Here is a 13,264-nt window from a genome sequence, read left to right on the forward strand (position 1 = left end):
TGAACGGATAAACACATAATGCGCTTGCTTGTGCGGTTCATGGGCTTCCTGTTCGCCGCGGGAACGGTGATGTTCCTTGTTGGCGTCGGTGCCGTGGCAGGCCTGATCTGGCATTTCTCCAAGGACTTGCCCGACTACTCTCAGCTTCAGGATTACGAGCCGCCGGTGATGACCCGCGTGCACGCGGTCGACGGTTCGCTGCTCGGCGAATACGCCAAGGAGCGGCGGCTTTATCTGCCGATCCAGGCGGTGCCGAAGCTTGTGATCAACGCGTTCCTCGCCGCCGAAGACAAGAATTTCTACGAGCATGGCGGCATCGACTACACCGGCATGGCGCGCGCTGGCGTGCTCTATCTGCAGAACTTCGGCTCGAACCGCCGTCCGCAGGGTGCGTCCACGATCACCCAGCAGGTCGCCAAGAACTTCCTTCTCACCAACGAGGTCTCGTTCTCGCGCAAGATCAAGGAAGCCTTGCTCGCGATGCGTATCGAGAAGACCTATTCGAAGGACAAGATCCTCGAGCTGTATCTGAACGAAATCTATCTTGGTCTCGGCGCCTACGGCATTGCCGCCGCTTCGCTGGTCTATTTCGACAAGTCGGTGAACGAGCTCACCGTGGCGGAAGCCTCCTACCTCGCCGCGCTGCCGAAGATGCCGGCGACGCTGCATCCGGTGCGTAACCGCGATCGCGCCATCGAGCGCCGCAACTATGTGATCGACCGCCTCCAGGAGAACGGCTGGATCAAGCAGGCCGACGCCGAGAAGGCGCGCAAGGAGCCGCTGGCCGTCACCAACCGCTCCAACGGTGCCCACACCTTCGCCGGCGAGTATTTCGCCGAGGAAGTCCGCCGCGACATCTTCGAGCGCTACGGCGAGAAGAAGTTGTATGAGGGCGGCCTGTCGGTCCGCACCACGCTCGATCCGAAGATCCAGGTCATGGCGCGCAAAACCATGGTCGCCGGCCTCGTGAACTATGACGAGCAGCAGGGCTATCGCGGCGCCATCAGCAAGCTCGATATTTCGGGCGACTGGGGCGTGAAGCTCGCCGAGATCAAGTCGCTCTCCGACATCTCGCCGTGGCGGATGGCGGTGGTGCTGGAGACCAGCGATCAGTCGGCGCGGATCGGTTTCCAGCCCAACCGCGAGCTCGGCGGCGCCGTCAGCAAGCAGCGCGAGACCGGCCTGGTCACGCTCGACGGCGTCAAGTGGGCGAAGGCGGCCTCAGGCGCTGCAAAGGGCAGGGCGGCGACGTCGGTGGCGCAGGTGCTGCAGCCCGGTGACGTCATCTATGCCGACCCGCTCTACAGCAAGGAAGGCCAACCCGTCGAAGGCCAGTACCGTCTGCGCCAGATCCCCGAAGTGTCGGGCGCGATGGTGGTGATGGACCCCTGGACCGGTCGCGTGCTCGCGATGGTCGGCGGCTTCTCGTTCGACCAGAGCCAGTTCAACCGTGCCACGCAGGCCTACCGGCAGCCGGGTTCGTCGTTCAAGCCGATCGTCTATTCGGCCGCGCTCGACAACGGCTACACGCCGTCGACCGTCGTGCTCGACGCGCCGATCGAAATCGACCAGGGCCAGGGCGCCGGTGTGTGGCGGCCCGAAAACTTCTCGTCGAACAAATATCAGGGGCCGGTGACGCTGCGGAACGCGCTGCGGCAGTCGCTCAACACGGTGACGGTGCGCCTCGCGCAGGACATCGGCATGCCGCTGATCGGCGAATATGCCCGCCGCTTCGGCGTCTATGACGAGCTGCCGAATTATCTCTCCTACGCGCTTGGCGCCGGCGAGACCACGGCGATGCGCATGGTCACGGCCTACTCGATGCTCGCCAATGGCGGTCGCCGCGTGAAGCCGACCTTGATCGACCGTATCCAGGATCGCTACGGCCACACCATCTTCAAGCACGACCAGCGCGAATGCCGCGGCTGCGACGCGCCCGGCGGCTGGAAGAACCAGAACGAGCCGCAGCTGATCGACCGCCGCGAGCAGGTGCTGGACTCCATGACCGCCTATCAGATCACCGAGCTGATGGAAGGCGTAGTCCAGGCCGGTACGGCGACCGTCGTGAAGGAAGTCGGCAAGCCGATCGCCGGCAAGACCGGTACGACCAACGAGGCCAAGGACGCCTGGTTCGTCGGCTTCTCGCCTGACGTCGCGGTGGCGATCTACATGGGCTACGACAAGCCGCGTCCGCTCGGCAAAGGCAACGCTGCGACCGGCGGCCATCTGGCGGCTCCGATCGCGCGCGATTTCCTCAAGCTTGCGCTCGCCGACAAGCCCGCGGTTCCGTTCAAGGTGCCGGCCGGCATCAAGCTGATCCGCGTCGTCTCCAAGACCGGCATGCGCGCCGGCCCCGGCGAAACCGGCGGAACCATCCTCGAAGCCTTCAAGCCGGGCACGGCGCCGCCGGACAATTACTCGGTCATCGGGGTCGCCGACGCAGACGGGCGCGGCGGCATGCCGTCGTCGCAGCAGCAGCCGGATTCCGGCTTCCTGATCCGGCCAGGCACCGGTGGGCTGTGGTAGCCGTTAACGCCTGATCCGGGCGAGGCGGGCGGTTGCGCTTTGGCGCCGCCGCCGCTACATCCCCGTTGCAAATCAAACGCGGACCAGCTCCGCGAGACCAGAGAACGACATGCGCGCCGAAATCGAACGGTTGGTAGAAGAGATCAAGCAGTCAGTCGGGCTGCTGAGGAGGCATCTTTGACGTCGAGAAATCGACGGCGCGCCTCGCTGAGCTGAACAAGCTCGCAGAAGATCCCAACCTCTGGAACGATCCCCAGAAAGCCCAGAAGCTGATGCAGGAGCGGACCTCGCTTGAGGACTCGCTCTCGGGCATCGGCAAGGTCGAGCAGCAGCTCGAAGACGACATCGGCATGATCGAGCTCGGCGAGGCCGAGGGCGATGCCGGCGTCGTGGCCGAAGCCGAAGCCGCACTCAAGAACCTCAAGAAGGAAGTGGCGCGGCGCGAGCTCGAGGCGCTGCTGTCGGGCGAGGCCGATCGCTTCGATTCCTATCTCGAAGTCCATGCCGGCGCCGGCGGCACCGAGAGCCAGGACTGGGCGCAGATGCTCTTGCGCATGTACACGCGCTGGGCCGAAACGCACGGCTTCAAGGTCGAGTATCTCGAAGAGTCCGAGGGCGAAGAGGCCGGCATCAAGTCGGCGACCATCCAGGTCTCCGGCCACAACGCCTATGGCTGGCTGAAGACCGAGGCGGGCGTGCATCGTCTTGTCCGCATCTCGCCGTTCGATTCCAACGCGCGCCGGCACACCTCGTTCTCGAGCGTGCAGGTGTTTCCGGTCATCGACGACAGCATCAAGATCGACATCAAGGAATCCGACGTCCGCACCGACACGATGCGGTCGGGCGGCGCCGGCGGTCAGCACGTCAACAAGACCGAATCCGCGGTACGCCTGACGCACATCCCGACCGGCGTCGCGGTGGTCTGCCAGGCCGGCCGCTCCCAGCACAAGAACCGGGCGCAGGCCTGGGACATGCTGCGCGCGCGGCTGTACGAGATCGAGCTGAAGAAGCGCGAGGAGAAGGCCGCCGCCGACCAGGCCGCCAAGACCGATATCGGCTGGGGTCACCAGATCCGCTCCTACGTGCTGCAGCCCTATCAGATGGTGAAGGACCTGCGCACCGGCGTGCAGACCTCCGACACGTCGGGCGTCCTCAACGGCGAGCTCGACGACTTCATGGCCGCGACGCTTGCCCAGCGCGCCTTCGGGACCACCGGCGCTGACATCGAGGACGTGGATTGATCATGCCCCGTGTTGCCTTCATCGGGTTGGGGCGGATGGGCCATGGCATGGCCGGTCGCTATCTCGATGCCGGCTTTACGGTGGCGCTGTGGAATCGCAGCAAGGCAAAAGCGGAAGACCTGATCGCGCGTGGTGCGCATTGGGCGACCTCGCCCGAGGATGCCGCGATCGACGCCGATGCCGTGGTGACCATGGTCGCCGACGACGAAGCCTCGCGCGCGGTCTGGCTCGGACCGAACGGGGCAGCCAAGACGGCGAAGGCCGGCACCATAGCGATCGAGTGCTCCACCGTTTCCTATGACCATGCGCGCGAGATGGGTCGCGAGCTCAATGCGCGCGGGCTGATCTATATCGACTGCCCCGTGACGGGATTGCCGGATGCGGCAGCAAGCGGAAAGCTGACGCTGCTGGCCGGCGCCGATGCGGCCGACCTCGAGCGCGCCCGCCCGTTCCTCGAACCCATCGGCTCGACCATCCGGCATTTCGGTGCTGTCGGCTCCGGCACGGTCTACAAGCTCATCAACAATCTCATGGGCGCGATCCAGATCGCTGGCCTTGCCGAGGGCCTCGCGATCGCCGAGCAGGCCGGGCTCGACATGAATCTGGTGCTGGAGTCGATCCAGGCCGGCGTCGCCGCCAGCCCGCAGGTGCAGCGCCACTCCAAGCGCATGGTCGCCCGCGATTTCAGCGGCGCGACGTTCACCGCAGCGCTGCGGCACAAGGATGCCGCCTACGCCGTGAAACTCGCCGAGAGCCTGCTGGCCGACACGCCGCTGGTCTCGCGCGCCGCGGTCGATGCATACGCCCTAGCCAAGGCCGCGATGCCCGATGACGACGAGGGCAAGATGATCGAGCTGGTGTCGCGGCCGAAGAAGCCGTCCTAACTGGGAATTTCGACGTGGGGCAGCCTCGATCGGAGCGCGGTCTCGGCATTGCCCTTGTCGCCGCAGCGGCGATTGCCTGGAGCACGGCGCCGTTCTTCACGCGACTGCTGCCGTTCGATCCCTGGACCATCCTGTTCTGGCGCGGCCTGTTCGGCGGCAGCCTGATCACGGTGCTCCTCGTCCTGATGCAGGGGCCGGGCGCGCTGCGGCAATTGGTGGTGCCGGGACGCGGGGGCTTGCTCGTCGCCTCGCTGTCCGCTGTCGGCATGATCTCGTTCATCCCCGCGCTGCAGATGACTGATGTCATGAATGTCGCGGTGCTGATCGCGACCCAGCCGTTCGTTGCGGCTGCACTGGCATGGCTGTGGCTTGGCGAATCCGCGACGTGGCGCACCCTGATCGCGAGCCTCGTCGCCTTTTCCGGCGTCGTCATCACGGTCGGCGGCATCAGGGCGGGCGCCGATATCGGCGGCGTGGCCCTGAGCTGCCTGATGGTGCTTGCGATCTCGGCCATGACGGTCGTCGTCCGGCGCCATAGGGAGACCTCGATGGTCGCGGCGGCAGCACTGTCGAACTTCATCGGCAGCCTCGTCAGCCTGCCATTCGCGCACGATATCGCCCATGTCGGCGGCCACAGCCTCGCGATCCTCGCGATGTTCGGCTGCCTCCAGGTCGCGCTCGGCCGACCTTCTACATGCTCGGCTCGCGCCTGCTGCCGTCAGGGCAGGCCTCCCTGATCGCCACGCTGGAGACGCCATTGATGGCGTTCTGGATCTGGGTGGGGTTTGGCGAGGTCCCCGCCGTGCATGCGCTGATTGGTGGGGCGCTGGTGATCGGGGCGGTGATCGCCGATATCGCGGGCGACGCTCGTTCGCGCTTGTGAGCCGCGTCTTGTCGGAAATCGGGTGGCATTATCCGTTGGCTTGAACTAGGTCGACCGCCGAGATGAAACCCATGCCGCCAAACGATATCAAGATCGATGCGCGAGACTGGTCGCTGCTCGCCGTCCTCTCGATCCTCTGGGGCGGGTCATTCTTCTTCAATGGTGCGGCTTTGCGGGAATTGCCGCCGCTGACACTCGTGCTGCTGCGCGTCGCGCTTGGCGCAGCCATGCTGCTCCCGCTGCTTCGTTTGCAGGGGATCAACTTCCCGAAGGGCGTCAGGGGCTGGAAGCCGTTCTTTGCGATCGGCTTGCTCAACAACGTCATTCCGTTCTCGCTGATCGTGATCGGCCAGACCTTCATTCCGAGCGGGCTCGCCTCCATCCTCAATGCCACCACGCCGCTGTTCACGGTACTGGTGATGGCCGCCGCGGGTGAAGAGGCATTGCAGGCGCGGCGGGTCGCCGGCGTAGCGCTTGGGCTCGCCGGCGTGGTCATCCTGCGCGGATGGGGCATCGAGACGCGCACGGCGCAGGGGCTTGGCATCCTCCTCTGTCTCGGCGGCGCGCTCAGCTATGGCTTTGCGGCGCTCGCCGCGCGGCGGCTCCTGAAGGACTCGCCACCACTGGGAACGGCCACGTTTCAGCTGATGGCGTCGACGGTGATGATGGCTGTCGTCGCCGGCGCGGCGGAGCAGCCGTGGCGGCTGCCGATACCGGGCGTGTTGACCTGGCTTGCGGTCCTCGGTCTCGCCGCGCTCTCGACAGCGCTCGCCTACATCGTGTTCTTTCAGATCATACGACGCTCAGGCGCGAGCAACGTCATGCTGGTGACGCTGCTCATTCCCGTGACCGCGATCCTGCTGGGATGGCTGGTGCTGGGTGAGCCGATTTCCGCGCGCGAGATCGCCGGTGCGATCGTCATCGCCAGCGCGTTGATCGTGATCGACGGACGCGCGCTGAGGATGCTGCAGCGCGTCGCATAAGTTCCTGCCTCCGCGTTTCACGTTGCGGAAAATCCTGCCGCTTGCCAGCGGCAAGGCTGCTTGCGACACTCCCTCACAATAAGAACGACAAAACATAGGGGAGAGAACGATGCCGGGTCGTCGCGAAAACCTTGCTGCCCTCGCCATGCTTGCTGCCGGAGTGCTCGTCACGACGCCGGCCTCGGCGCAGAAGAAATACGATCCCGGCGCCAGCGACACCGAAATCAAGATCGGCAACATCATGCCTTACAGTGGACCGGCTTCGTCCTATGGCGTGATCGGCAAGACCGAGGCCGCGTTCTTTCGGATGATCAATGATCAGGGCGGCATCAACGGCCGCAAGATCAACTTCATCAGCTATGACGACGCCTATTCGCCGCCGAAGGCGATCGAGCAGGCGCGCAAGCTGGTCGAGAGCGATGAGGTGCTGCTGATCTTCCAGGCGCTCGGCACGCCCTCGAACTCGGCGATCATGAAATACATGAACGCCAAGAAGGTGCCGCAGCTGTTCGTCGCCTCCGGCGGCACCAAGTTCGGCGATCCCAAGAACTTTCCGTGGACCATGGGCTTTCAGCCGAATTACCAGAGCGAGGGGCGGATCTACGCAAAGTACATCCGCGACAACTTCCCGAACGGCAAGATCGCCGTGTTCTGGCAGAACGATGACGCCGGCAAGGACCAGTTCAAGGGCCTGAAGGACGGGCTCGGCGACAAGGCCAGCATGATCATCGCGGACAAATCCTACGAGGTCAGCGATCCCTCGATCGACTCGCAGATCGTCGCCTTGCATGATTCCGGTGCCGACATCTTCTTCTCATGGGCCGCGCCGAAGGGTTCAGCGCAGGCGATCCGGAAGGTCGGCGAGCTCGGCTGGAAGCCAAAATTCTTCCTGGCCAACACCGCGACCTCGGTCGCCTCGGTCTTGAAGCCGGCCGGCCTCGACTATTCCAAGGACATCATCTCGACCATCTATCTGAAGGAGCCGACAGATCCGACCTGGGACAAGGATCCCGCGGTCGTGAAATGGCGCGAATTCATGGACAAGTACTATCCTGACGGCGACAAGGCCAATGCCAACAACGTCTACGGCTACGTGCAGGCCGAGGCGATGCTACAGGTCCTGAAGCAGTGCGGCGACAATCTCACGCGCGACAACGTCATGAAGCAGGCCGCAAGCCTGAAGAATTTCCACACCGACCTGATGCTGCCCGGCATCATGGTCAACACGTCAGCCGACGACTATTTCCCGATCGAGCAGATGCAGCTGATGCGCTTCAACGGGCAGGCCTGGGAGATGTTCGGCGATGTCATCACCGGCGAGGTCGGCCACGAGCGCAGCCAGTAGTCGGGGCTGGCTAATGGAGCGTTTTCCAGCGAAGTGGGCACCGGTTCGCGTCAGGAAAACGCGTCAGGACTTCCGTTCGGATTCGAACAAAACCGAAGTTCTGGCTTTCGCCTTCAGGACCATGCCGCCGGCGACGCCGACGCCGAGCACATAGATCCAGCCCTCGTGAAAATCGGCGAGATGGGAGTTGAGAAGCGAGCTCGCGATGTTTTGCACGACGACGACGAGGCCGATCCAGGCGGCAAGACCTTCGCCCGCGAACAGGCGCAGATGGGCAATCCACAGGGCGTAGAGCAGGATGACGCCCAGCAGTCCCCACTGCACCGCGACGTGCAGGGTCTGGTTGTGCGGGTTGCTGACGACCTCGGAATCAAGGCTGCTCTCGCCTGAGGCCGCGCGCTCGAACTGGCGCTTGATCGACCCGGTGCCGTGGCCGAACAGCGGCGCCGCGGCGAAGGAGGCGACCGATTTGCGCCAATAGGTCAGGCGCTGCGCGGTCGAGGCGTGACTGATGTCCTCGCGCCCGTGCTGATATTCCACGGCAATGTCGGAAATGCGCTGGCGCAGATAGGGCGACGCCGTCCAGGCCAGCGCGCTTGCGGCCACCGCGCCCGTGAGCAGCCACAATGCCGCGCGCCGGCTCAGATGCCGCCAGGCGAACAGCACCAGCAGGACCGCGACGCAGAGCAGTGCCGTGCGGGCGGAGGCGACGAACACCATGTTGGTCAAAAACAGCAAGATCAGCGCAACGCACGCGGCCGTCGCAAGCATGCTTCCGCCGCGCCAGAAGCTCAGCGCCGGCAGCGCGAGCGCGAAGGCGCACAACGTGAACTCCTGGCTCTGGTCGATGTAGTTCTTGACGGGAACACCGGCCGACGCCGTCGCGGTCAGCTTCAAGGCGGGATCGAGCAGCACAACCCAGGAGAACATCGCAAGCAGCGCGCAGGAGGCGAGAAAGGCCGCGCAAACATGGAAGCCGCGCTCCGATCGACTGAAATGATAGAGCAGCGGCGGAATCAGCACGAGCTTTGCAGCCGGCTTGAACGCGTGCAGCCGGTCGGTCCAGGCGCCGTCCGACCACAGCATCCCCAGAAGCGCGAGCAGCAGGATGATGAAGGGCAGGGCGTAGGCAGGCTGCGCAAGCCTGCGTGCATAGTCCCGCCAGTCGATGGTGGGCGTCACCGCGAGCAGCCACAGACCGACGAAGATTGAAGGTGCCGTGGTCGACCACGGCAGCGACGCCGCGATCAATGCTGCGAGCCCATCGGCGGCCTGGGTCCATGCAGCCGAGCCGCGCGCGGTGCGGGCAGTGGCGTGACCCCCGTACGCCACCGATTGGGCGGTCATGCCCGTTGCGCCGCGACGGGGCGTTCCGGGCCCAGATATTGCCCGAGGAAATCGCGGGCCTGGGTCTGGTAGCCGAAGCGTTCGGCAAGCTCGGAGCGGCGCGCCCGGATTCGGCCACGACATTCCTCCTGCCGCGCCAGCACGCGGGTGACGGAGGCCACGATCGACTCGGTCGCGAACGGATCGAAGTAGTCGGCGAGCTCGCCCGCGACTTCGCGGAACACGGCGATGTCGGAGCAGAGCACGGGCGTATTGGCGGCCAGCGACTCGATGATCGGGACGCCAAAGCCTTCGGCGAAACTCGGCATGATCAGGCCGTGCGCCTCCGCGATCAGGGCAGCCTTCTCCTGCTCGTCGACATAGCCGGCGAAACGAATGTTCGGCGGAAGATTGCGCATCTTGCTGATCTGGCCGGCCAGGCCGATCACCACCAGGTCGGCCTGGGGGATGCTGCGGAACGCGCGAATGACGGTCGCGACGTTCTTGCGCGGCTCGTTCGAGACGATAACGACAAAGCTCGGCCGCCCCGGACGCCCCGACGGGGCTGGGAGGTGCAGGACATCCGGGGCGTCGAACCGGGTGCGGGGATACACGACCCGCGCCGGCAGGTGCGCAAATTGCGGTAACAGGTCCCTGAACCGCATCATGCTATAGTGTGAAACGAAGGCGAGCTCGTCGGCCTGACGCAGGCTGGTGAGCAGCCGCGACAGGAAAAGCCGCGTTGCGACGTCGCTGAGCTTGAGATCGGTGAGCGGCAGCAGATCGTGCACGACGCAGATCACCTTGGCGTCCGGCCTGCGCTTCACCGAGACCCGTGTCGGCGTGTCGATGACGATGACGTCATAGTCGCGCGCGTCGATCCGCGGCGGCGGCAGCAACAAGAAGGCCGAGGAGTCCTGATAGCTGTAGAATCCGGGCTCGAGATGGAAGTCGCGGAACAGTTCGAGGTGACGCAGATCCGGCGGGATATATTCGAGAGCCGAGGTCTTGTTCTCGATCAGCCGCGCGTGCAGGCCGCGCAGGCCGATCGCGCGCAGGAAGCAGAGAGTATAGTCCCATGACACCGACATGGTGACCTTGTGGCGCAGCCAGTCGAGCGTACGCCGCAGGCCGTTGCGCGCCAGCGGCTCGGCCATGTTGATTTCGTCGAGGAAACGATAGAGCGCCAGCAACTCGATGTTGCGCGATTGGGTGGGGAACAATCTTGTGCGCCGCTCGCGCCGGCGCAGCTTGCGGTAACGCCGGCTGGTCTCGACCAGCAGGGTGAGCTCGTGGCCCTCGGCGGCCAGCGAGCGCATCAATTCGCGGGTGAAATGAAAGATGCCGCGCTTGTGGTTGGGTTCGCCGAGCGCCTCGGAGACGACAAGGATATTCTGCTTCATGCGCGTTTCTCGCGGAGCTCGAAAGACAGGGGCGACGGCGGCTCGACTGTGATGGTCGAGGCGATACGGCCGTGGTCGAGGTTGATGATGCTGGTGCAGGTGCGCCGCAGCAGCGGCTGGTCGTGCGAGGCGATGATCACGATCGCGGCCTGCGAGACCAGGTTCTGCAGCCGCTGCTCGGCCTTCTCGGCAAAGTGCTCGTCGACCACGCTCAGCCATTCGTCGAGCAGGAGGATGTCGGCCGGAAAGGCGGTCGCGGTCGCGAACAGGACGCGCATCAGCATGCCCGAGGAGAACATCCGCAACGGCAGCCGCTGCATGCGCTCTTCGAGCTCGGTGAAGGCCCAGATCTCGTCGATCACGGCGCGGGTCGGCTTGCGGCCGCTGATCCGCAGCAACAGGGCGATGTTGTCCTCGGCGATGAAGTCGAGGTTCACGCCGGCATTGAGGCCGAGCAAGGGCACGACATTGCCTTTGACCGCGACGCGCCCGCTGCTCGGCGGATAGACCCCGGCGATCAGCCGCAGCAGCGTCGACTTGCCCGAGCCGTTGGGACCGGCAAGCCCGATGCGCGCGCCGGCCTCGGCCTCGATCGTGACGTTGTCGACGGCGCGGATGATCCGCATCTCGCCCTTCTCGCGGATGAGGTGGCCGAGCAGACGCCGCTTCAGTGAGAAGTCGTAGGCGCCGTAGAGGGGATAATCGAGACAGACATCGTGCAGGCTGATCGAGGCCATCGGTCAGATCCAGAAAGCGGCTTTGCGCAAATGGACCAGCGTGAGCACGCTCGCGCAGAGCAGCAGCGCCAATGCGACCAGGACATAGATGATGCTGGTCGCATCGACATGTGCGCCCACAAGCGGCTCGCGCCACACCGCGAACAGATGGGTCAGCGGATTGAGCCGCATCACGGTCGAACGGTGATTGATGATGTCCGAAGACCAGATCACGGGCGAAGCGAGGAAAGCGAGCATCAGCGTCGATTCGATGATCGGCTTGAGGTCGCGATACCGCGTCGCCAGCGCGCCGAGCACGAGGCTCAGGCCGAAGGTGCAGATCACGAACAGCGACAGGCCCGGGAGCGCCGCGAGCGCGCCGGAGAGATCGTGCGGCGTGAGCAGCAGCCAGAGCAGGAGCGGGACGCAGGCATTATGCAGGGCGAACAGGCCCTGGCGGAACGAGCATTGCAGAAGGAAGATCACCGGCGGCAGCGCCCGGTCGCGGATCAGGCTCGCGGAGTTCTGCAGCGCCGTGGTCGAATCGAGCACCACGCTGTTGAGGAAGGTCCAGGCCGTCATCGACAGGGCCAGCATCGGCAGCCGTGCCAGCATGTCGGCGTTCGACATCTGGCCGATCACCGAGCCGAGCACCGCGACCACGATCGCCATCTGCAGCGACATCCAGAACGGACCGAGCAGCGAGCGCACATAGCGGTGGCGCATGTCGGACCAGGCCAGCGCTGCTGCAATTCGCAGGCTATCGAGCCAGCCCGTTGGCTGCGGCGCCTCGGCGACGGGGACGATCTCATTGGAGGGAGCGGTGACGGCGTTGCGGTAGACGGATTCCATGCCTTCCTTGAAGGCGGTGGCGGAATAGCGGCTGACGGCGCGGGCCCGGGCCGAAAGCCCCAGGCGGCGGCGGCGTTCGGGATCGCTGATCAGAGCGTCGATGGCTTCACCGAGTTTCTCGGCGTCGCCCGGCGGCACCGTGATTCCCTCCATGCCGTGACGGGCGACGCGTGGCACCGCGGTGTCGAGCGCCGTGTTCACCACGGGGCGGCCGGCGGCCATGGCTTCGAGCTGGGAGAGGCCGAAGGTCTCGGCATTGGTAACGGACGGCATCACGAAGACGTCGGCAAGGCACATCAGCTTGATGCGCTCGGAATCAGTGACTGAGCCGAGCAGGCGAACGCGGTCGCCGACGCCAAGCTCGCTGATCAGCTGCTCGAGCCGGGGCCGCTCGGCGCCTTCGCCGATGATCCAGGCCTCGAACTTGCGATTGACGGCGGCGCGGATCAGCACGTCGTAGCCCTTGTAGGGCACGAGACGGCCGCAGGCGAGCACGAGGCGGCCGCGATCGTTGACATGGTGCGGCTCGATCTTCGGCCAGTCATAGACACTGGTGTCGATGCCGAACGGCACGACGTGGCACTTGTCCTCGAATTCCCGCAGCAGCGGCGTCTCTTCGATCAGAACGCCGTCGGAGACGATGATCGCCTTGGCGCGGCGCAGCGTCCGTCGCATCAGCGGCTCGATGAGCCAGCGCAGGCCCGAATGGGTGACGATGTCGGCGTGCCAGTGCACCACCAGCGGCCGGTTGCGGCCGAAGCCGAGGGCGAAGACGAGGTCGGCGAGCGGGAAGGGCGCATGCAGCGCCAGCAGATCGTGCTCGGCGATCTTCTGCCACAGCCTCCAGGGATAGGCGGGCGCGGCCGGCAGCGACATCACATTGCCGAACGAGCGGACGCGCTCGACCGGCACGTCGTTGACGACGATCTCGCGCTGGTCGGCCGATTGCGAGCAGGTCAGCACGGCGGAGGCGAAGGTGTCCTTCAGGCTGGCGCAGATGTCACGGATCACCGTGAGCGTGCCGCCGAACAGGTCGGGATAGTAGATCTTGAAGATGTGCAGCACCGACGGACGGCGCGGGGGAGAGCTGGTGTGATGCATGGTG

At 65.2% G+C, this 13,264-nt stretch carries 11 protein-coding genes; 7 read left to right on the forward strand and 4 right to left on the reverse strand.

The genetic code is table 11. The annotated features are described in order from the left end of the window. Window positions 1-18: 18 nt before the first annotated feature. The 7 genes from NLM32_RS23210 to NLM32_RS23235 all read left to right on the forward strand — a co-directional run bounded on the left by NLM32_RS23210 (window position 19) and on the right by NLM32_RS23235 (window position 7,862). Window positions 19-2,526, forward strand: coding sequence for a penicillin-binding protein 1A (locus NLM32_RS23210; RefSeq protein ID WP_254131193.1), 2,508 nt, complete (start codon window positions 19-21; stop codon window positions 2,524-2,526). Between the two features lie 109 nt (window positions 2,527-2,635). Continuing rightward, window positions 2,636-3,767 (forward strand): peptide chain release factor 2 gene (gene prfB / locus NLM32_RS23215; protein ID WP_254131194.1). Its coding sequence is split into 2 segments (ribosomal slippage): window positions 2,636-2,704 and window positions 2,706-3,767, totalling 1,131 coding nucleotides; the frame shifts between segments, so codons are not numbered across the junction. 2 nt (window positions 3,768-3,769) lie between these two features. After that, window positions 3,770-4,651, forward strand: coding sequence for an NAD(P)-dependent oxidoreductase (locus tag NLM32_RS23220; RefSeq protein WP_254131195.1), 882 nt, complete (start codon window positions 3,770-3,772; stop codon window positions 4,649-4,651). A 14-nt stretch (window positions 4,652-4,665) separates the two neighbouring features. Then, the gene (locus NLM32_RS23225) at window positions 4,666-5,388 is read left to right on the forward strand and encodes a DMT family transporter (RefSeq protein WP_254131196.1); all 723 of its coding nucleotides are present in this window, start codon (window positions 4,666-4,668) and stop codon (window positions 5,386-5,388) included. Between the two features lie 23 nt (window positions 5,389-5,411). Further along, window positions 5,412-5,534 carry a hypothetical protein gene (locus NLM32_RS45885; RefSeq protein ID WP_256568288.1) on the forward strand — a complete coding sequence of 41 codons (123 nt, stop codon included), beginning with the start codon at window positions 5,412-5,414 and terminating at the stop codon, window positions 5,532-5,534. A gap of 71 nt (window positions 5,535-5,605) precedes the next feature. Continuing rightward, window positions 5,606-6,517, forward strand: a complete 912-nt coding sequence (locus NLM32_RS23230) for a DMT family transporter (protein ID WP_254131197.1) — start codon at window positions 5,606-5,608, stop codon at window positions 6,515-6,517. A gap of 109 nt (window positions 6,518-6,626) precedes the next feature. After that, on the forward strand, window positions 6,627-7,862 hold the full coding sequence (locus tag NLM32_RS23235) for an ABC transporter substrate-binding protein (RefSeq protein ID WP_254131198.1): 1,236 nt from the start codon (window positions 6,627-6,629) through the stop codon (window positions 7,860-7,862). A gap of 63 nt (window positions 7,863-7,925) precedes the next feature. Here the strand turns inward: NLM32_RS23235 and NLM32_RS23240 are convergent, their stop codons facing one another. From NLM32_RS23240 to NLM32_RS23255, 4 genes are read right to left on the reverse strand one after another with little or no spacing between them, the layout of a single operon-like run. Further along, on the reverse strand, window positions 7,926-9,209 hold the full coding sequence (locus NLM32_RS23240) for an O-antigen ligase (protein WP_254131199.1): 1,284 nt from the start codon (window positions 9,207-9,209) through the stop codon (window positions 7,926-7,928). Further along, on the reverse strand, window positions 9,206-10,591 hold the full coding sequence (locus NLM32_RS23245) for a glycosyltransferase family 1 protein (protein WP_254131200.1): 1,386 nt from the start codon (window positions 10,589-10,591) through the stop codon (window positions 9,206-9,208). Before NLM32_RS23245 ends, NLM32_RS23240 begins: the two co-directional genes overlap by 4 nt. Continuing rightward, a complete protein-coding gene (locus tag NLM32_RS23250; RefSeq protein WP_254131201.1) occupies window positions 10,588-11,328 on the reverse strand; it encodes an ABC transporter ATP-binding protein in 741 nt (246 codons plus the stop codon). The genes NLM32_RS23245 and NLM32_RS23250 overlap by 4 nt, the downstream gene beginning before the upstream one ends. Window positions 11,329-11,331: 3 nt before the next feature. After that, on the reverse strand, window positions 11,332-13,260 hold the full coding sequence (locus tag NLM32_RS23255; RefSeq protein ID WP_254131202.1) for a glycosyltransferase: 1,929 nt from the start codon (window positions 13,258-13,260) through the stop codon (window positions 11,332-11,334). Between the last annotated feature and the right edge of the window lie 4 nt (window positions 13,261-13,264).

The sequence above is a fragment of the Bradyrhizobium sp. CCGUVB14 genome (assembly GCF_024199935.1).
Lineage (GTDB): Bacteria > Pseudomonadota > Alphaproteobacteria > Rhizobiales > Xanthobacteraceae > Bradyrhizobium.

Bases quoted from the DNA above. Each gene is read 5' to 3' on its own strand.
- NLM32_RS45885 (WP_256568288.1), top strand. From the start codon at position 5,412: ATGGCGTTCTGGATCTGGGTGGGGTTTGGCGAGGTCCCCGCCGTGCAT.
- NLM32_RS23250 (WP_254131201.1), bottom strand. From the start codon at position 11,328: ATGGCCTCGATCAGCCTGCACGATGTCTGTCTCGATTATCCCCTCTAC.
- NLM32_RS23210 (WP_254131193.1), top strand. From the start codon at position 19: ATGCGCTTGCTTGTGCGGTTCATGGGCTTCCTGTTCGCCGCGGGAACG.
- NLM32_RS23245 (WP_254131200.1), bottom strand. From the start codon at position 10,591: ATGAAGCAGAATATCCTTGTCGTCTCCGAGGCGCTCGGCGAACCCAAC.
- NLM32_RS23255 (WP_254131202.1), bottom strand. From the start codon at position 13,260: ATGCATCACACCAGCTCTCCCCCGCGCCGTCCGTCGGTGCTGCACATC.
- NLM32_RS23220 (WP_254131195.1), top strand. From the start codon at position 3,770: ATGCCCCGTGTTGCCTTCATCGGGTTGGGGCGGATGGGCCATGGCATG.
- NLM32_RS23230 (WP_254131197.1), top strand. From the start codon at position 5,606: ATGCCGCCAAACGATATCAAGATCGATGCGCGAGACTGGTCGCTGCTC.
- NLM32_RS23235 (WP_254131198.1), top strand. From the start codon at position 6,627: ATGCCGGGTCGTCGCGAAAACCTTGCTGCCCTCGCCATGCTTGCTGCC.
- NLM32_RS23240 (WP_254131199.1), bottom strand. From the start codon at position 9,209: ATGACCGCCCAATCGGTGGCGTACGGGGGTCACGCCACTGCCCGCACC.